This is a genomic window from Sphingorhabdus buctiana (genome assembly GCF_042680825.1).
Taxonomy (GTDB): Bacteria; Pseudomonadota; Alphaproteobacteria; order Sphingomonadales; family Sphingomonadaceae; genus Sphingorhabdus_B; species Sphingorhabdus_B buctiana.
Window position 1 is genome coordinate 161,150 of the sequence record NZ_JBHUEL010000002.1, and the last position, 19,359, is coordinate 180,508.

17 protein-coding genes are annotated in these 19,359 nt (G+C 60.8%); 4 read left to right on the forward strand and 13 right to left on the reverse strand.

What is annotated here, in order from left to right; all coding sequences use genetic code 11:
* Positions 1–59: 59 nt before the first annotated feature.
* Both ACFSAG_RS01275 and ACFSAG_RS01280 read right to left on the reverse strand, forming a co-directional pair.
* Complete coding sequence (locus ACFSAG_RS01275; RefSeq protein WP_381510752.1) at positions 60–704, reverse strand: peptidylprolyl isomerase; 645 nt, start codon at positions 702–704, stop codon at positions 60–62.
* Between the two features lie 4 nt (positions 705–708).
* Positions 709–1,239: a regulatory protein RecX gene (locus ACFSAG_RS01280; RefSeq protein ID WP_381510754.1), complete on the reverse strand. Its 531-nt coding sequence runs from the start codon at positions 1,237–1,239 to the stop codon at positions 709–711.
* A 96-nt stretch (positions 1,240–1,335) separates the two neighbouring features.
* On the opposite strand from ACFSAG_RS01280, the gene ACFSAG_RS01285 reads away from it, so the two are divergent.
* Both ACFSAG_RS01285 and ACFSAG_RS01290 read left to right on the forward strand, forming a co-directional pair.
* Positions 1,336–3,060, forward strand: coding sequence for a fatty acyl-AMP ligase (locus ACFSAG_RS01285; protein ID WP_374614703.1), 1,725 nt, complete (start codon positions 1,336–1,338; stop codon positions 3,058–3,060).
* Between the two features lie 72 nt (positions 3,061–3,132).
* The gene (locus ACFSAG_RS01290; protein ID WP_381510756.1) at positions 3,133–5,490 is read left to right on the forward strand and encodes a putative bifunctional diguanylate cyclase/phosphodiesterase; all 2,358 of its coding nucleotides are present in this window, start codon (positions 3,133–3,135) and stop codon (positions 5,488–5,490) included.
* On the opposite strand, the gene ACFSAG_RS01295 is transcribed toward ACFSAG_RS01290, so the two are convergent.
* Both ACFSAG_RS01295 and ACFSAG_RS01300 read right to left on the reverse strand, forming a co-directional pair.
* Positions 5,491–6,459, reverse strand: coding sequence for an alpha/beta fold hydrolase (locus tag ACFSAG_RS01295; protein ID WP_381510758.1), 969 nt, complete (start codon positions 6,457–6,459; stop codon positions 5,491–5,493).
* 33 nt (positions 6,460–6,492) lie between these two features.
* Positions 6,493–6,840 (reverse strand): arsenate reductase family protein, encoded by a 348-nt coding sequence (locus ACFSAG_RS01300; protein ID WP_381510760.1) that lies wholly within the window; start codon positions 6,838–6,840, stop codon positions 6,493–6,495.
* A gap of 171 nt (positions 6,841–7,011) precedes the next feature.
* Between ACFSAG_RS01300 and ACFSAG_RS01305 the strand changes: the two genes are divergently transcribed.
* On the forward strand, positions 7,012–9,117 hold the full coding sequence (locus ACFSAG_RS01305; protein ID WP_381510762.1) for a TonB-dependent receptor: 2,106 nt from the start codon (positions 7,012–7,014) through the stop codon (positions 9,115–9,117).
* Positions 9,118–9,148: 31 nt separating this feature from the next.
* Here ACFSAG_RS01305 and ACFSAG_RS01310 read toward each other — a convergent pair whose 3' ends face one another.
* The 9 genes from ACFSAG_RS01310 to ACFSAG_RS01350 form a co-directional block, all read right to left on the reverse strand.
* The gene (locus tag ACFSAG_RS01310; protein WP_381510764.1) at positions 9,149–9,541 is read right to left on the reverse strand and encodes a GxxExxY protein; all 393 of its coding nucleotides are present in this window, start codon (positions 9,539–9,541) and stop codon (positions 9,149–9,151) included.
* A gap of 36 nt (positions 9,542–9,577) precedes the next feature.
* Positions 9,578–10,138: a gamma carbonic anhydrase family protein gene (locus tag ACFSAG_RS01315; protein ID WP_381510766.1), complete on the reverse strand. Its 561-nt coding sequence runs from the start codon at positions 10,136–10,138 to the stop codon at positions 9,578–9,580.
* Positions 10,135–12,417: a spermidine synthase gene (locus ACFSAG_RS01320; protein ID WP_381510767.1), complete on the reverse strand. Its 2,283-nt coding sequence runs from the start codon at positions 12,415–12,417 to the stop codon at positions 10,135–10,137. The genes ACFSAG_RS01315 and ACFSAG_RS01320 overlap by 4 nt, the downstream gene beginning before the upstream one ends.
* Positions 12,390–12,959: a GNAT family N-acetyltransferase gene (locus ACFSAG_RS01325; protein ID WP_381510770.1), complete on the reverse strand. Its 570-nt coding sequence runs from the start codon at positions 12,957–12,959 to the stop codon at positions 12,390–12,392. The genes ACFSAG_RS01320 and ACFSAG_RS01325 overlap by 28 nt, the downstream gene beginning before the upstream one ends.
* 49 nt (positions 12,960–13,008) lie before the next feature.
* Entirely contained in the window at positions 13,009–13,866 is an 858-nt protein-coding gene (locus tag ACFSAG_RS01330) for a metal-dependent hydrolase (protein WP_381510772.1), read from the reverse strand.
* A complete protein-coding gene (locus ACFSAG_RS01335) occupies positions 13,863–14,363 on the reverse strand; it encodes a styrene oxide isomerase (protein WP_381510774.1) in 501 nt (166 codons plus the stop codon). Before ACFSAG_RS01335 ends, ACFSAG_RS01330 begins: the two co-directional genes overlap by 4 nt.
* Positions 14,364–14,428: 65 nt before the next feature.
* On the reverse strand, positions 14,429–14,992 hold the full coding sequence (locus ACFSAG_RS01340) for a GNAT family N-acetyltransferase (RefSeq protein ID WP_381510776.1): 564 nt from the start codon (positions 14,990–14,992) through the stop codon (positions 14,429–14,431).
* Between the two features lie 172 nt (positions 14,993–15,164).
* Positions 15,165–16,163: a porphobilinogen synthase gene (hemB, locus tag ACFSAG_RS01345; RefSeq protein WP_381510778.1), complete on the reverse strand. Its 999-nt coding sequence runs from the start codon at positions 16,161–16,163 to the stop codon at positions 15,165–15,167.
* A 39-nt stretch (positions 16,164–16,202) separates the two neighbouring features.
* Positions 16,203–17,771, reverse strand: coding sequence for a M23 family metallopeptidase (locus ACFSAG_RS01350; RefSeq protein WP_381510780.1), 1,569 nt, complete (start codon positions 17,769–17,771; stop codon positions 16,203–16,205).
* Between the two features lie 517 nt (positions 17,772–18,288).
* Here ACFSAG_RS01350 and ACFSAG_RS01355 point away from each other — a divergent pair.
* The gene (locus tag ACFSAG_RS01355) at positions 18,289–19,212 is read left to right on the forward strand and encodes a LysR family transcriptional regulator (RefSeq protein WP_381510782.1); all 924 of its coding nucleotides are present in this window, start codon (positions 18,289–18,291) and stop codon (positions 19,210–19,212) included.
* The last annotated feature ends 147 nt before the right edge of the window (positions 19,213–19,359 follow it).

Sequence of the window (19,359 nt, forward strand, 5' to 3'; positions counted from 1 at the left end):
CGCATCCTGCAAATCCCCCTCCCGCCTGCGGGAGGGGTTAGGGGAGGGCCTGTTTTGGCCTAAGGCCCAACCACCCGCCGTGCTGTAATTACCTTCACCGGTTTCGCGATCATCTGCCCTTTCATCGCACCTTCGCCCAATGTCGGCGAAATCGGGGCGTCGTAAATCTGGCGGACGACCTCCATCCCGGCGGAAACGCGGCCGAACGCGGTATAGCCGGCGCGGGTTTCGGGATCGGTCGATTTGGGATCGGCATCAAGGCTGGGCATATCCGAAAGCAGGATGGAAAAGTCGCCCTTTGCGGTGCCTGGGGCCCAGCGCGCCATCGAGATCGAGCCCGCTTTGTGCAAAATGCCCGTCTGGTCGGTGGTTTCATGCGCGATCGGTGGCAGGTCGCGGCGCTGGTCACCGCGGGTGCCCGCCTGGATCAGGCCATTGGGTTGCTCACCCCAGGGGAGCTTCATTGCGCGGTAGAATGTAATGCCATCAAACCGCTTCTGGTCGACATAGCGCACGAAATTGCGTGTTGCGATTGGCGCCCGCTTTGCGTCGAGCTCGAGTTCGATTGGCCCCAATTCGGTCGTCAGCACCACCTTCACCAGATCGGGCAAGGGGGCAGGAGGTGCAGACGCCTTTTTGGGCGGGGTTGCAGCGGTCAGGGTGATCAAGAGCGGCAGCGCCGCAAGGACGAATCGGCGGTTCATGCTGCTAATCTGCCTCGACTTCTTCCCCGGGTGAAGCGTTGACGAAACGGCGCGCCAGTTCAAAATCATGCCCCGCACGCAGGAAAGCGGCAAATTGCTTGCGCCTTTGCTCTTCCGACGCGGGTTCGGTGGCATAAGGCCCTATGCGTTTGCGTTTGGCAAAGCGCTCAGCCGATTCCCATTTCTGCGCGTCGCTTTCTTCCTGTGCGTCGTGCGCATCATCTTCGGAAATGCCCTTGGCGCGCAAATCTTCTTGCACTCGCCTTTTGCCCAAACCGCGTGCGGAAAGGGTTCGGGCGCGTGCTGCAGCAAAGGCAGCGTCGTCGATATAGCCAAGGCGCACAAAATCGGTGATCAGCGCGTTGATATCCGGCGTTTTTTCGCTCTCCCATCCGCGCTCGCGCAGCTTGCGGGCAAGATAGTCGGATAGCTTCTTCCGGCTGGTGGCATAGCGCCCGACATAGTGCAGCGCGAGGTCGCGCAACTTCACCGGATTCAATGGCTTGGGAGCCTTGTGTCTTTTTGGAGCAGTCACTGCGCCGCATTGTTGCCACAGTCGGGTCGAAATTTGAACTCCAAAGCGCGGGTAAAAGGACAGGCTTAGGGATCGCAAGATTTTAAGGGAAAGCACATGACCGGTCTAACACCTACGCCCTCCAGCGATACGCTGGAGCGCCGGTTTTCAGACTTTGAAACTCTGGGGGAAGCGCTGGACTATGCAGCGCGCGGTGTACGCGGCCTCAATTTCCACGATATGCGTGGTGAACTGGCGCGGCCTTACCCGTTCAGCGAGATGCGCACCGATGCGCTCGACGTTGCCTATCGCCTGATCAGCCATGGCGTGAAAAAGGAAGATCGGATCGCGATCATCGCTGAAACCGGCCCTGAATTTGCCGCGCTGTTTTTTGGCTGTGTCTATGCTGGCGCCTGGCCGGTTCCACTGCCGCTGCCAACCAGCTTTGGCGGTAAGGAAAGCTATATCGACCAGATCATGGTCCAACTGAACAGCAGTGATCCCTCCATCCTGTTCTTCCCGCCCGAACTTTCGGAAATGGCCGGCGAAGCGGCGAAGCGCTGCAATGTCGAGGGTATCGACTGGGCTGAATTCAACGATCGCATCGCGCTCAAGACCGATCTGCCGCAGGCGACCACTGACGAGATTTGCTACCTGCAATATTCGAGCGGATCGACCCGCTTCCCGCACGGCGTTGCCGTGACGCACAAGGCGCTGCTCAACAACCTGTCAGCGCACAGCCACGGGATGCGGCTTGAGCCGACCGATCGCTGCGTCTCCTGGTTGCCCTGGTATCATGACATGGGCCTCGTTGGTTGCTTCCTCTCGGTCGTCGCCAACCAGGTATCGACCGATTACATGAAGACCGAGGATTTCGCCCGTCGTCCGCTGGCGTGGCTCGACATGATCAGCCGCGCCGAGGGCACGGTGATCAGCTATTCGCCGACCTTTGGTTACGATATCTGCGCCCGCCGCATTTCGAGCCAGAGCCAGGTTTCGGAGCGTTTCAAGTTCGACCATTGGCGACTCGCCGGCAATGGGGCCGACATGATCCGCCCCGATGTGATGCAGGCTTTTGTCGATGCCTTTGGCGATGCCGGCTTCAAGGCCAGTTCGTTCCTGCCCAGCTATGGCCTGGCCGAAGCGACGCTGGCGGTTTCGATCATGCCGCCGGGTGAGGGTATCCAGGTTGAGCTGGTTGAGGAAAGCGAGCTTACCGGCGTGCCCGGATCGCCCGACCGCCCGACACGCTATCGCGCCATCGTCAATTGCGGCAAGGCCGTGAAGGACATGGCAATCGAAGTGCGCGACGAGAATGGCAATATCCTGCCCGATCGCGTCATCGGCAAGGTGTGGTGCACCGGCCCGTCGCTGATGGTCGGCTATTTCCGCGATCCGGAATCGACCGAGGCCTGCATGGCGGATGGCTGGCTCGACACCGGCGACATGGGATATATGTCCAATGGATACATATACATAGTTGGCCGTGCCAAGGACATGATCATCATCAACGGCAAGAATTATTGGCCGCAGGATATCGAATGGGCGGTTGAGCAATTGCCGGGTTTCAAGGCGGGCGACATCGCCGCTTTTGCGGTCACCAATGGCGGCGAAGAAACCCCTGCCGTGCTCGTGCAGTGTCGCACTTCGGACGAAGCCGAGCGCGCCAAATTGCGCGAGCAGATCAAGGACAAGGTCCGTTCGGTGACTGGCATGAATTGCGTTGTCGAACTGGTCCCGCCGCGCACCTTGCCGCGCACCAGCTCGGGCAAGCTCAGCCGGGCCAAGGCGCGCAATCTTTACCTTTCGGGTGAGATCCAGCCTTACGCCATCGCCGCCTGAGGCGATTGCACTTTTTGAACAGCTGACGGCGATGCTTACTTTTCGGTAAGTTTCTGCCGTTATGCCGGGGGCGTGACAAAGCCAGATTCAAGAACCGACCTGCCGCGCGACATCTCTGCCATGGCGCTTTTGGGCTTTGCCTCGCCAGGCGGGATGGAAGCTGTGCAACTGGAGGAAATCCAGGCCCGCTCGATCCGCGATCGCAGCACGGTCCAGCTAGCCACAAACCTGTTCTGCGCGATGATGATTGCCGCAATCAGCTTTGGCTCGGCGCCAATTTGGGCCATCAGCGGTTGGATCGCCATGCTGCTGGGCTTCAATATCCTGTGGTTCACGGTGCTGCGCAGCAAGGAAATTTCCGAAAAACGCCGCGCCACGCGCAGGGAATTCCTAGATATGGGCAGGGATTCGGCGATCAGCGGGGTCATCTGGGGCTCGGCCTTGCCGTTCCTCGGCTCGTTCGGCGCGATGCCGCAATGGCTCGGTATCTGGTCGGTTACGCTGGCGATGATGGTCTATGCCTCGATGATCATGCCCAGCCTGCCGATTGCGGCGACGGCATTCATCTCATTGGCATCGCTCGGCGGATTTGCCGGCTGGGTCTACCACGGCGAATATTATCTCGCGCTTGCCAATGCCGCTTTGGGCACGCTGATGATCTTCGGCGTATTGCGCAGCGCCAAGGCGCAGGTGCTGTACGAACTGGCGAGCAATGTGCTCCATGAAAAATCCGAAACCGTCAGCCTGCTGCTGCGCGAATTCGAGGATAGCGGCGCCGACTGGCTGTGGCAGACCGATACCGCGCGCTGCGTGACGCACACCAGCCCGCGCTTTGCCTATGCGCTCGAATCCGATCCAAAGGCGATAGAGGGGCAGCCGCTGCTCAAACTGATTGCCGGCGATGCTTGGGAAACCGGGCGTTATCCCGAAGAATTGCATGAGCTTGCCGAGCGGCTGAAGCGCCGCGAATCCTTCTCGAACCTGATTGTACCGGTGACGATCCGGGGCAAGCGCCACTGGTGGGAATTGTCGGCATCGCCGCGCCAGTCCGAAAATGGCGCCTTCCTGGGTTTCCGCGGCGTCGGTTCTGACGTCACCGAACAGCGCGAGTCGGCAGAGAAAATCTCGCATCTCGCGCGCTTCGATACGCTCACCGGACTTCCAAACCGGTTGCAACTGACCGAGGCGCTGGGCCAGGCGCTGGCGGATGCCGATCAATGGCGCCGCCGCTGCGGCTTCATGATGATCGACCTTGATCGCTTCAAGGCGGTCAACGATACGCTCGGCCATCCGGTCGGCGACCGCCTGCTTGCGCAGGTGGCAAAGCGGCTGAAGATGATCATGTCGGAAAACGAATTGTGCGGCCGATTGGGCGGTGACGAATTCGCCGTCGTGCTCAAGGATGCCGCCGATGCCAATTATGTCGCGGGCGTCGCGCGCAACATCATCGAAACGCTGTCCAAACCCTATGAGGTCGACCAGAACACGCTCTATATCGGCGCCAGTGTCGGCAGCGCGATTGGGCCGGTGGACGGTCGAACCGTCGAACTGCTGATGCGCAGCGCTGATCTCGCGCTTTACCGTTCAAAGGAAGATGGCGGCAACGTCCATCACAGCTACCAGCACAAGCTGCACGCGAACGCCGAAGAGCGCCGCGTGCTCGAATTCGAACTGCGCAATGCGCTGGATAGCAACCAGTTCTATCTCGAATATCAGCCGGTGGTTGATGCTAATGGCGAACATGCCATCGCCGGGTTCGAAGCGCTGCTGCGCTGGAACAACCCCAAATTCGGGATGGTTTCGCCGGCCAAATTCATCCCTGTGGCAGAGGATGCCCGGCTGATCGTGCCGATTGGCAACTGGGTGCTGCGCCAGGCCTGCGCCGATGCGATGAAATGGCCCGAAGGCATCAAGGTTGCGGTCAATGTCTCGGTGGACCAGCTCACCAGCCAGGGCTTTGTTGAATCGGTGGTGCAGGCGCTGCACGATACCGGCTTGCCGGCATGGCGGCTGGAACTGGAAGTGACCGAAAGCATTTTCGTGCGCGATGGCGGGCTTGCGGTGCAGGTGCTCGATCGCTTGCGCAAGCTGGGCATCAAGCTGTCGCTCGACGATTTCGGCACCGGCTATTCCTCGCTCGGTTATCTCAGCAATATTCGTTTCGACACCATCAAGGTCGATCGCAGCTTTGTGATCGGTGCCGCCAAGGGCAAGGCCGAATGCATCGCGATCATCCGTGCGGTCGTGGCGATGGCCGACGCGCTCGACATCGCGACCACCGCCGAAGGGGTCGAGAATGAGAATGAACTGGCGATGATCCAGCAATTTGGCTGCGACAAGATCCAGGGCTATTATTTCGGTCGCCCCATGGCCTTCCTAGATGCCTGCGCATTGTTCCAGGCATCGGTACCCAGCCGCAGCGTAGCCTGATCAGTTGGCGGGCGCGGCCTGCTGGCTGACCAGCCAAGCGCGAACATCGGCTGCGCTGCGATCGGGGCTCTCCTCCATCGGGATGTGACCGATGCCTTTGTAAATCTGGCTGGTGCTGCCGCTATAGGTCGACGCGAACCATTTGGCGGCGCTGACGGGAATCAATTTGTCTTCCTCTCCCCAGATGATCAGCGCGGGCAGTTTGCGTGTTGGCTCGGGCACCGGGCTGGCCGTGTTGCGGCTGCCATAAAGGGCAAAGCGTTTGCCGGTCGCTTCGCGATTGCCGGGATGGCGCAGCAATTCCCAATATTCGTCAACCTCGGCATCGGTGACGATCGCCTGGTTGCTGACGCTCTGTTTCAGCGAGGTTTCGATCATGCCGCGCGGGGTGACGATTTGCGCCAGCCGGTTGACGCCGGGCAGCCGCGCAATGCGGAAACCTATGGGGGTTGATTTGGGGCGGGAATCGGGCGCACCCGCCGCATCGACCAATATGATGCCAAGCAGCTTTTCCGGATGCGCCTTGGCATATTCGTGCGTTACCCAGCCGCCCATGCTGTTGCCGCCAAGATAGAATTGGGTGAGGCCGCGGTTCTTCGCCACCCTGTCCACCACATCGACAAAGCCGGCAGCGGTATAATCATCCTTGGGATGCGGGCCAGTCAGGCCGTGACCCGGCTGGTCATAGCGGATGATGCGATAATCCTTGCCCAACCGGTCAACCCATTGTTGCCAGGTGTGGAGCGAGGCGTTGGAACCATGCAGCAGGATCAGGGCAGGGGCATCCTTCGGTCCTTCGTCGCGCAGATGGACGGTCAGACCATCGCCCAGATCGACAAATTCGGATTCGGCATTGGCATATTTGGCGCGTAGTTCCTTTGCTGGAATATCGGGCGCATAACCCCAACCCAGCAAGGCTGCGATCAACACCAACAGCACAATCGCCCTCCATTTGAAGAATTTGCGCATCGTTCTCTCCCCCTGATGCCGACGCCTGACGGCTTACAATATCTCGTGCACCTTTTCCTGCGGGCGGCACAGGCGCACGCCCTTTTCGGTTTCGACGAACGGACGTTCGACCAAAATACTGTTCTTTGTCATTTCATCGAGGATGCGATCGCCATCGGCACCGTCGATCAAGCCCAGTTCCTCTGCCGGTGATCCGCGGGTGCGCAGCGCCTCGCGCGGCGAAAGCCCGGCATCGCGAAAAAGCTGCACCAGCTTTGCCCGTTCGAACGGCACCTTCTTATATTCGATCACGGTCAGGTCGATGCCCGGCGTTTCCTGCAGGATCGCCAGCGTCTTGCGCGAAGTGCCGCAATCGGGGTTGTGCCAGATAGTAGCTTTCACGACCCTACTCCTTTCATTCGCTCCCTCCCGCATTGGCGAGGGGTTTCCGTCCTTCCTATCGGCATTCGAAAAAAGTTCAACGGCATGTCGTTTTTGCAATTGCACATGATAACGATTCTCAATAGGGACGCGTTCGGGGATTGAGAATCGTTCTCAAAAAGGGATTTGCGAATGTTGCGTTTTGTTGGAGTTTCGGGATTAAGCTTGGCTGCGATGCTGGCAACGCCGGCATATGCCGGTGAATATGTCGAAATGGCGGGTGATCAGTGCGAGGAATGCCGCACGATCATCGTGACGGGTTCGAGCAGTGGCTATGTGGCACAGGATATCGTCACCGCGACCAAGACCGACACTCCTATTCTTGACGTTCCGCAGACTATCCATGTCGTCACCCGCGAACAGCTTGACGATCAGGCGCAATATAGCCTCGGCGAAGTGCTGCGTTATGTACCCGGCACCACCGTGGGGCAGGGCGAGGGCAATCGTGACCAGATCACGCTGCGCGGGCAAAACACCACCGCAGACTTCTTCCTCGATGGCGTGCGCGACGACGTGCAATATTATCGCGGGCTTTATAATGTGGAGCGTGTCGAGGTCCTCAAAGGCCCCTATGCGTTGATCTTCGGCCGCGGCGGCGGCGGCGGCATCATCAACCGCGTGCAGAAAACCCCTGTGGCCGACGAAAGCTTTGGCGCGGCCCGCGCCAGCATCACCAGCTTTGGCGGCTGGGACCTTTCGGCCGATCTCAACGCCCCGCTGGGCGACAAGGCAGCCGTACGGATCAACGCAACCTATGAGAAAATGGAAAGCGACCGCCGCTTTGTTGATGGCGAACGCTATGCCTGGAACCCTTATCTTGCCGTTGACCTCAGCGAGGATTGGAAGCTCGGCCTCTCTTACGAATATGCAAATGATGATCGCGTGCCCGACCGCGGCGTGCCCTCCATCGCCACTTCTGCGGGCCAGCCCAACACACCGGTGCGCGGTTATGACAGGCTGTTCTTCGGCGTTCCGGGCGTAAACCGCACCACGCTGGAGGCGCATATCGCAAAGCTGCGTCTAGATGGCCAGTTGGCTGACAACCTCAAATTCACCAGCACCTTGCTCTATGGCGATTATGACAAACTCTACGTCAATGTGTACGCCAATAGCGCGGTGTCCGCTTCGAACACGGTAACGCTCGATGCCTATTCGGATCCGACCAAGCGTGAAAACCTGATCGGGCAGGCCAACCTCATCTGGGATGTCGAAACCGGTGCGCTGGATCACAAGCTGCTGTTCGGTGTCGAATATGGTGACCAGAAAACGCGCAACATGCGTTTCAACCGCACATTCAGCCCAGGCACCACGTTCAACCTCAACAATCCGGTCTATCCGACCGTCACCTTCACAACGCCGTCGCGCAACACTGTCTCCGACGTCGAATTTGTCTCGGCCTATGTGCAGGACCAGATCGGAATTGGTGAACATTTCGACATCGTCATCGGCCTGCGGTACGATCATTTCCAGATCGATGGCATCGACTTCATCCCCGCCGTCGACCGCCCCTTCGGTCGCAGCGACGACAAGATCTCCCCGCGTTTTGGCCTGATCTGGAAGCCGCAGGAAAACATCTCGATCTATTCGAGCTTCAGCCGGTCCTTCCTGCCGCGTTCGGGCGATCAGTTCATCTCACTCACCACCACGCAGGAAAATCTCGCGCCTGAAAAGTTCACCAATTACGAACTGGGTGCAAAATGGGATATCCGGCCAGACCTGAACGTCACCGCTGCCTTGTTCCAGCTTGATCGCGCCAACGCGACCACACCCGATCCGGCTAACCCGCTGACAAGCATCAATGTCGGAGAGACGCGCACCAAGGGCCTCGAACTTGCCGTGACCGGTCGCGTGCTGCCCGATTGGCAAATGAGCGCAGGCTATACCTGGCAGGATGGCACACTGCGCGGAAATGAAAATGTGCGCCTGGGGCAACTGCCCAAGCACCAGTTCAGCCTGTGGAACCGCTATGATGTCAGCGACGCTTTGGGGCTGGGCCTCGGCGTGATCCACCAGTCAAGCCAGTTCGCCGCCATCCGCACCAGCGCGACGACGACCAAGCTGCCCAGCTTCACCCGCGTCGACGCCGCGCTGTTCCTCGATGTCAGTGAAAAAGTACAACTGCAGGCCAATGTCGAAAACCTGTTCGACACCGATTACTTCGCCGACGCGCACAACAACAACAACATCACGCCAGGCGCCCCCATCAACGGCCGCGTAACCGTGCGGGTAAAGTTCTAGAGCTGGTTTAGATCGGGTTCACGCAAAGACGCTAAGGCGCCAAGAGGTTGTGCCCGTTTGAAATCCGTTTGATACCTTCCTTGAAGGTTGCGCCGCCAAAGTTGATCAGAAGGCCAAGCGGTAGCTTCATCAATCGAAGATAGGTTAGCACCTGTTTGCTATGAACAGGTGCTAACCTCTCGATCGATTTCAATTCAACGATCAGACAGTCTTCGATCAACAGATCGACGCGAAAGCAATCTGTTAGCGTTCGACCTTGAAAAACGATGTCGATCGGCCTTTGCCGATCAACCTTAATGCCTCGCGCAGCGAGGCTGTCAGCAAGTACAATTTCATAAGCAGACTCGAGCAGTCCGGGCCCGATTTCTTTATGAATGTGAAATCCGCAATCGACGGTGATTGCAGCCAGTTCTTCGATATCCAAGCTGCCTCCTTCGCGCCTTTGCGTCTTTGCGTGAAACTATTTGAGTTCCGCCACCGCCTTGGCGTGGGCTTTGCCGTTTTCGACATAGTGCGCGACGCCCATTCGCATGCCGATGAGGGCAGGTTCGGGGAGTTCGCGGATCAGCTTTGCCGGGCGGCCGACCCATAGTTCCTTCGGGCCGATGGTCTTGCCTTCGGACAGCAGTGCGCCCGCACCGAGCATGCCGTCTTCTTCGACCACGCAGCCATTCATGATGATCGCGCCGAGGCCGATGAAGCCGCGGTCCTTGATCGTGCAGCCATGGACCATCGCCATATGGCCGATCAGCACATCGTCGCCGATGATGGTTGGGCATTCGGGCGCGCCGGGCTTTGGGCCATCGCAATGGACGACGCTGCCATCCTGGATGTTGGTGCGCGCACCGATAACGATCCGGCTTACATCGGCGCGCAGCACGCAATTGTACCAGATGCTCGCCTCCGGCCCGATGGTGACGTCGCCGATGATCCGGCAACCGGGTGCGATGAACGCGTTTTCGTGGATTTGCGGCGTCTTGCCGTGGATGGGGATGATCGAGACGTCAGGGCGGTTGGTCATCTTATAATCTTCCAGAAAGAGACATAGGGAAGGACAGAGGCATAATCGTCGGTCCAGCGGTCGTCCGCGCGTGGCGGCTTCAGCTTTATCCAGCGGTCGGGATAATAATAGGCCGGGCGCCGGTCATAGACCATGCCGGTCAACTGGGCGAGCTTGCCCGCATCGGGGCTCATCGCGATCCATTGCGAGGGGCGCATGCCCTGATTGACCACGGCCTGTGGCGGGCTGTCGAGCCGCAATGCTGCCGACCAATTGCCCGCCGTTGCCTCCGCCGCAACCACAGGATTAAGGTCGATATAGCGGTTGGAGATGTGGACGAGCAGGATGCCATCGGGCTTCAGCGCGCGGCGATAGACAGCGAAGGCCTCTTTGGTCAGCAGGTGCAGCGGGATCGAATCCGATGAAAAGGCATCGATCGCCAGCAGGTCAAATGTGCCGGCGGGTTGTTCGGCCAGCGTCAGCCGCGCATCGCCGAGGTGCATTTGGGTGTCGGGCGCACATTTTTCGAGGAAGCTGAATATCTTCCGCTCGCGCGCGATTTCGACCATGAGCGGGTCGATTTCGAAGAAATGCCAGTCTTGCCCCGGCTTTTTGTAACAGGCGAGGGTACCTGTGCCGAGGCCAACGACGCCGATCGTCGCCTTGGGGCCGAACAACTCTTCGGCGCGGCGCGATGCGATGCCGACGCCTGAATTGGCGCCATAATAGCTGATCGGCAACGTCGGATTGTCGAGCAACTGCATCCCGTGCATCGTGGTGCCATGGCTCAGCCAGCGCACGCTGCCGTCGCTGGTCTGGTTGATCGTATAGGTGCCGAAATAGCTGCGCACCCGCGATCCATCGGCGCTCAATTCGACATTGGCCCAGCCGCCATTGCCAATCATCGCTGCGATCAGAACCAGCGCAAAGGCAATACGCCGCCCGGTGACGATCAGGCCGGTGATCAGGATGATGGCCACCAGCGCGGTGTGCGTGTGAGTACCATCGAGTGAGATGTCGCTGCCGAGATAATAGCCAATCCCCAGCGCAAACAGCGCGAGGATCAGCGTGGCCGCAGTCCACCCTGACTTGCCGAACGTATCCTCCTCACCCAGCGAGAAGAGGCGCAATTGTGGCAGCAGCAGCGCCGCAGCAACGAGCAGGATCGGATGTTCCCACGTCCAGTTGAACAGCAGGGGCGCAACAATCGCGCAGAAAAAGCCGCCAATCACTCCGCCGACCGACATCATCAGGTAGAATTCGGTCAGGCGCGAAGCATCAGGCCTCGTACGGTACATTTCGGCGTGCAGCGCCACCGCGATCACAAACAGCAGGCCGATACTGACGCCCAGCCCGGCATAGGCGGCCTTGCCCCAGATCATGAACACCGAAGCCCCGCCGAGGATCAGCACCGCGGGCGCAATCTGGCTGATGACATTGGCGAGGAAGCGGTTGTCGGCAAACGCGACCGAAAAGCTGAGGAGGTAGAGCCCGAGCGGGATCACCCAGATCAACGGCATCGCCATCAGGTCGGTGGTGAGGTGCGAGGTGGTCGAAAGCATCAGCCCCGAAGGCACCGCCGACAATGCGATCCAGTAGAGCCGCTGCCGCCAAGTGATCGGGGCTGCGCTTTCGGCTGCTGCATCCGCAGATGCCTCTGCGTTGCGGCCCGCCCAGATCGCGCGTGCGCAAACCAGCACGAGCAGGAAGAGCGCAGCGTAAAGCCCGCTCCACATCCAGGTCTGCGCGGTGGTCGGCAGGTTGGGCTCAACGAGCAGCGGATAGGCGATCAGCCCGCCAAAGCTGCCCAAGTTGGAGGCGGCGTAGAGCGCATAAGGCTCCCCCGCATTGCCTGCGAGGCCGAACCAGCGCTGCATCAGCGGCGCTTGCGCCGCGACCGCGAAGAAGAGCGGGCCTATCGACGCCAGCAGCAGCCATGGCACCCAGAATATCGGCGAACCGTCAGACGGTATCGCAAAACTCGCGAGCCCGATGGGCAGCCACAGCGCGGCAATCAGCAGCAGTGCCAGATGCACCCCCGCCTGCCGCTTGGGTGCCTCTCGCGAGAGCCAGTGCGCATAGGCATAGCCCGCGAGCAGCAGCGCCTGGTAGACGAGCATCGCACTGTTCCACACCGCCGGTGCGCCGCCCAGCTTTGGCAGAGCCATGCGCGCGACCATCGGCTGGACAAGGAAGAGCAGGAAGCTGCCGGTGAAAATGGTGAGGACGAACAGGCCTCGCCCGCGCAATATGCCGCCGCCTGTTGTATCGCTCATCCGTTCGCCCGATTCCTCACCCATATGTCTCGACCAATGCGATAGGTGACGTGCCTTAGCAAGGGGCTGTCGGCGGGAACCTGCGGATGATCGAAATCAAGTACGGGATCATAGACCATGCCGATCCGCTCCATCACCGCACGGCTGCGGTGGTTATCGGTGTTGGTAATCGCCCAGACGGCATCGTCGGGCAAATTGTCGAATGCCCATTGCACCGATGCAATCGCCGCTTCGGTGACATAGCCCTTGCCCCATGCCGAAGGCGTCATCCGCCAACCCGCCTCGGGCTTGCCTTCGATCGAGGTGCCCGGCCGCCCGCGAATGATCCCGCACCAGCCGATAAGCTGCGCATCCTCCTTGCGCTCCATCGCCCAGAAGCAATAGCCTTCCTCCTCCTGCATCCGGTACATCCGCGCCACCAACGCCGCGACTTCATCGCGGCTCATCAACGGCCCGAGTGTTTCCATGACGACGGGGTCGGAACAGATGCCATGGAACGGATCAATATCCTCCTCGCGCCATTGGCGCAGGATGAGGCGCAGGGTTTCGATGCGGAATTCGGACATGGGGGCGGTGTAATCGCAATCACTACAATGGGCTAGTGGCTGCGCGCGCTCATCCCGCAAACCGTGCCGGTATCTCCGGAGTGCTCGTATCGAGCAACGGTATCGCGCCTTCGGGCAGTGCGGCATAGGCATTGGCCCATTTGGCGACCCAATCGGGATCGCGCACCTTGGCCGGGTGGTAATAGGGCAGCAACGAGCGCAGCATCGCGGGAGAGGTGTGGATCAGGAATCGGGCGACCATCGCATATAGCCGCAATCGGCTCGACAGTTTGGTCCAACTGCCATCGCGCATGAGCATCCGCTTATAGGCCTTCCGGCTCGCCCAGGCGACATGCGCGGTGGCGAAGATCACGCCCCACACCCGCGGCCAGAAATCGCCATAACGATCCTGATACAGATCAAAGGCGACATTCTTGTGCTCGGTCTCCTCCACCATGTGCCACAGGACCAGCGAGGTGACCGACGGATCGGCGCCGGTAAACAGCATCCCGCGCGCGGCGATCAGCCATTCGGTGATGCCCATTGTCATTGTTTCGAACCCGGCGGTGTAAGCCAGCCGCCAACGCAGGCTTTTCGTCTGGAAGCGCTTGTAATCCGAATTCAGCTCTTCCTCGACCTCGGCCAGATCGGGATAATCGCGCTTCAGCAATTCGTTATAGCGCCGGTGGTTCTGAAAATGCTGCCCTTCCTGCCCGACAAAGGCGTGAACATCTGCCTTCAGCCGCGCATCTTCGATCTTGGGCAGCGCCTCCATCACCGTCTTGATCAGGAACGGCTCCAGATAGGGCATGGCGAGCGATGCGCCATTGACCATATGGCTCCATTCGGGGCGGGCCGGATTCCAGATCGGCGCAATCGGCTCTGAAAAGGCAAAGGGCATCCGCCGGACGATGATCTCGCTGTTCACGCGCCGTCCTCCAGATGCCGGTAATGCTGCCACATCCCCCAGAAAAGTAGGCCGAAACTGATATGGACTCCGATGACTGCGGGCCAGCCGGAGAGGAAAATCAGGTTGTTGATCAACACGTCGCCGGGGAAGGGGCCGCCGCCAAATTCGAGCCCGCGCGTGCCGAAAATCGCATTGGCAATCGCGGGCAGGGTGAAGAACCAGCCAAAGGCAAGGGTGGACCAGAACAGCCAGCTTTGCCCGCGCGCGCTCAGCCGGACAAAGCGCGTGGCGAAGGCTATCGCGATGAACAGCGTGCCGTTGGTGATGCCTTCGAGATGCGCCATATTCCATGCGCGTCGATCCCCGGGTATCGACACAGGGACATCGGTCACGATGGGCCAAAGATCGATTGCACCAAGCAGGAAAAAGAAATAGATCCAGCCAGAGGCGACCGCCGAGAACAGCAGGCCCACCCCGTTCAATGCCAGCAACGTTCTGCGCTTTTCACTCAACATCCAAATCTCCCCCATTTGGCGTTGTCGGTGGCGCAGCCTAATCTTCTGATTTCAATAGAACAAGGTTATTCGCGGGCGCGCCAATCGTCGCGCTTCAACCGATAGATGATCGTCGGATTTTCCTCGGGCGGATATTCGGGGTCGACATAATCCAGCTTACGCATCCGCTCCATGCCGAGCTTTTCCATCATCCGCCACGATGCCTCATTGGCGTCGCTGGTCTGGGCATAGAGAAGGTCTAGGCCGTGGCGGTTGAAGGCGAGGTCGATCACCGCGCGCGCCGCCTCCATCGCATAGCCTTTGCGCCAATGGCTCTCGGCGATGCTCCAGCCGATTTGCAGCCCGGCATTCAGCACCGGTCCGGCTGCCTCAACCTCGATAGGGGCGAGTCCGCAATGGCCGATAAGCAGGCCATCATCCTTGGTTTGCAGGTGCCAAAAGCCATAGCCATCCTTGGCAATGGCCGCCGCCTTGCGCGCAAATCCCGCCTCCACCTCATGCCTTTCCTGCACCCCGCCCAGATGCTTGCGCACGGCAGGCGTGTTCATCACCTCCATCCAGCGATCCAGATCGCCGGGGGCTTCGGTGCGGATAATCAGGCGGGCGGTTTCGGCAGCTATTTCAGGCATGATTGTTTCACGCAAAGACGCAAAGGCGCGAAGAAAGAGCACGGAGCGAGTTGGCTCCGCGCGAAGCGCAGTCCGTCTCAAACCCATAGGTTGGTTGGATGCTGAAGGCCTGCGGCGCAAAAGCGACCACGTCGCGCCTTAGCGTCTTTGCGTGAAACCGAATCAAGCGAGCCTATCCGTTCAGCAACCGTGCCGCATGCGCCGCGTGGTAGGTGAGGACGCCGGAACAGCCGGCGCGTTTGAAGGCGGTGAGGGTTTCGAGGACAAGGGCGTCGCGGTCTCCGGCGCCCGCCGCTGCGGCAGCTTCGATCATCGCATATTCGCCGGATACCTGGTAGGCAAAGACCGGAACGTCAAAGCCATCCCTCACCCGGCGGATGATGTCGAGATAGGGCAGGCCCGGCTTTACCATCACGCTGTCCGCACCTTCGGCGATGTCCATCGCGACTTCTCGCAAGGCCTCATCGCTGTTGGCCGGGTCCATCTGGTAACTTTTCTTGTCACCTTTCAGCAGCCCGCGCGAGCCGACCGCGTCGCGGAACGGGCCGTAAAAGGCGCTCGCATATTTGGCGGCATAGCTCATGATCTGGACGTTGACATGCCCGTCCATTTCGAGTGCGCGGCGGATCGCGCCGATGCGGCCGTCCATCATGTCGCTGGGCGCGATGATATCCGCTCCGGCTCGTGCCTGGTTGACTGCCTGGTCGACAAGCACGCCGACGGTGTCGTCGTTTAGGACATAACCATTATCGTCAATCAGCCCATCCTGCCCGTGGCTGGTATAGGGATCGAGCGCGACATCGGTGAGGATGCCGATTGCATCGCCATGCGCAGCCTTGATCGCGCGGATGGCGCGGCACATCAGATTGTCGGGGTTGAGCGCCTCTGAGCCATCATCGCTGCGCCGGTCGGGCTGGGTATTGGGGAACAAAGCGATGCACGGAATGCCAAGCTCGATCGCTTCCTTCGCGCGCACGACGATCTGGTCGACCGACCAGCGCGAAACGCCGGGCAGCGAAGCAATCGGTTCCTCAACGGCCTCACCCTCGGTGATGAACAATGGCCAAATCAGGTCGGCGGGGGTCAGCACCGTCTCGCGCACCATCGCGCGGCTCCATGGCGTGGCGCGGCTGCGGCGCAGGCGGGTGTTGGGATAGCTTGGGTTCGTCATGCAGGGTGCTTAGACGACGAAGCCGTTTCGCTCAACGGCTTAACCGGCGGGCTTGCTTGACCCGATTTTCACCGCCGAGATCCGGTCAATCTCGCGCTGGGGTTCTTCGTTGCGACGGGCCGACGCGGGCAAGGGCGCAAGGGCGGCGCCCGGTTTCACGGCTTTCAACCGCGCCAATTCGCCCTTGAAGCGCGAAAGATCGCCGCCCGAAAGTTGGGCGCGCTGGGTAAAGGTGATCGACAGCGGGTTGATCGGGCGACCGTCGCGATAGAGCTCATAATGGAGGTGCGGGCCGGTCGACAGGCCGGTCGAGCCGACATAGCCGATGATCTGCCCCTGCCGCACGCGCTGGCCCGGCGATGCCGCTATGCGGCTCATATGCGCATAGCCTGTGGCGATGCCGCCGCCATGGTTGATCTGCACGAAATTGCCATAGCCGCCCTTGCGACCGGCATAGGCGACCACGCCGTTGGTCGCGGCAAAGATCGGCGCGCCATAGCCCGCCTTGAAATCGAGGCCGGCGTGCATGCGCTTATAGCCAAGGATCGGGTGACGACGCATGCCAAAGCCCGAACTGATCGAGCCATTGACCGGTCGGCTCAATTGCCCGCGCGATTCCCCGACGCCCGAGGCTTCGAACCACTGGCTGCTATCGCCGCTGTTCCATTTCAGCATCTGGATGCGCGGCTTTCCGCCGCGATCAATGCCGGCAAACATCAGGTCGCCGACCAATACCTCGCCGGTTGCGGCGCGCTTGTAATCGACAATCAGGTCAAACTCGTCGGTCGCGGCCAGGCTGCTGAGCGAGGTGCGGCTGGCGATGACTTTGAGGAAATTCTGCACCGCTTCGGCCGGGGCACCGGCGGCGCGTGCCGAACGGTAGAGGCTTTGGCCGACAACGCCGCGGATGCGCAGCGGGGTGGTGTCGACCATGATTTGCTGCCGGTCGAGCGAGAGTGCGCCGCTTTCGGTGCGGTTGACGGCGAGGCGCAGGTCAAAGCGCGCGCGGAAATCGAGGCTTTCGAGCGGGCGGGCGGCATTTTTGGAAGTGCGGCGGCCGAGCACGATTTCGAGTGTGGTGCCGGGTTCGATATCGGTCAGGCGGGTCGCGCCGCTGACAAGGCCGAGAACGCGGTCAACATCGCCGCTTCCGACGCCGGCGCGTTGCAGCACGCGGGCAAAACTATCCCCCCGGCCGAGCGTGGCGGTAAGTTCAATGCGCGGGCGTTCGGGGCTGGCGGCGAGCGCGCGGACGCTATCATTCGCGGCCATGCGGCGGCCGGTATCGCTGCCATAGGCGATCGGCATGATCATCTGCGCACGCACTTCTTCCAATTGCGTGCCCGCGGGCATCGGGGATTGCGCGCCATAAACGGGGGCGAAATCGGGGAGGAGCGAGAGCGCGCCGACGGTCAGCAGCGTCAGCGTTGCCAGCCCGCGGAACCAGCGTGGAGAGCCGATATCCTCGCCCAGATCGGGCACCCAGTCGATTTCGGAAAGTTTCTGCCGCCAATCGGGCAGCGGGGCGCTGCGCAAGGGCTGTACCATCGCGTCGGCAATCACCACTTCACCGCTGCTGCCGGCAACGGCAAAACCAGATTCCTTCATGCCGAACACTAAGACCCCTGTTCCCCCGTGTGTAAGTTGGTCAGGCCAAGATGCCGAACGGTTAGTAACGGGACAGGGTTAAAGTCAAATTAAGACGATAGGCAAGCGCGTTTACCTGCGGTGAGGAGTGTAAAATGCGCGCCGGAGGCTGGGTAGCGCCCGGAACAAGAGCCGGCACGCAAAGAAAGAGCCCGGTGTGCTTGCACCGGGCTCATCTTTTTCCTTGGGGAGAGGAAAGGAGCTTTTGCGTCATTCCTTACAGTGCCCCGACCAGCCCGGCTTGCCCGGATATGGTCGTGAGCGCGAAGAGGAAGGTCGAAGCCGTCGCAAAAACGGCGGCAACGGCGGAGCGCAGTCGGTAATCATAAGTCATTGTCTTTTCCTTTTATGCTCTTGTTCTTCAGGAAATCGGGGGGAGAGGGTGTTTCCTGATGACCCCTAGATAGGCCTTTGCTTCGCGGGGTGTGAGCATTTCTTTCGGCGAACGGTTATTCAAAAATGCATAACCCGATGCTATATGGACAGCATGTTCGATTGGAACGACCTGCGTTTCTTCCTCGCCGTCGCGCGCACGGGCAGCACGCTCGCCGCGGGGCGCAGCCTGAAGGTCGCGCAGGCCACCGTCTCGCGCCGCATCACCATGCTCGAGGAAGCGCTCGGCACGCCGCTTTTTGTGCGCAGCCCCAGCGGCTATACGCTTTCGGTGCGGGGGCAGGCGATGCTGCCGCATGCGGAACGCGTCGAGCGTGAGGTGGAGGCGCTGCAGAACAGCGTCGCTGCCGAAGGGCGCCGCCTGAGTGGCACCGTGCGCCTCACCACGGTCGAGAGCGCCGCCAATGTCTGGCTGATGCCCGCGATCGCCGCCTTTCGTGCGAAACATCCCGCGGTGGTGGCGGAGATCATTGTGGACGACCGCACCCTCGATATTGCGCGGGGGGAGGCGGATATCGCGATCCGTTTCGGCAACCCGCCGCAAGACGAAAGCCTCGTCATCCGCCGCATCGTCGAGCTGCACGAGAGCGTCTATGTTCGCCGCGACCTGGCGGACGAGCTCGGCATGCCCAACAGCTATGACGGGCTCACCCGCTTCCCCTTTGTCGGCATGGCCGGCACCGGCGTGGGGCAGATCGAGCGCTGGGTCGATAGCCTTGGCCCCGATATGCAGATCGTCCACCGCGCCAACACGCTGTCCTCGGTCATCTCCGCGGTGCGCGCGGGGATGGGCGCGGCGGTGATGCCCTGCCTGATCGGCGATACGCACGGCAACCTTGTGCGCCTCTTCCCGCCAATCCCCGAACTCACCACCCCGGGCTGGCTGGTGACGAGCGCCGCCGCGCGTCAGCAACCGCATGTCCGCGCGCTGCTTGACCATATTGGCGAATTCATCCGCGAATCCGTCGCCGAAACCGAAGCCCGCTACCGCATCGCCGACGCGGCCTGAGCTGTCCCCCTCCCGCGAGCGGGAGGGGTTAGGGGAGGGGGCGAGCGCAGCGAGCTTGATGACTTTACAGGCCCTCCCCCGGCCCCTCCCGCTTGCGGGAGGGGAGTAACTAACCCACAAAAACCGCTGTCCTACACGCCCCGCATG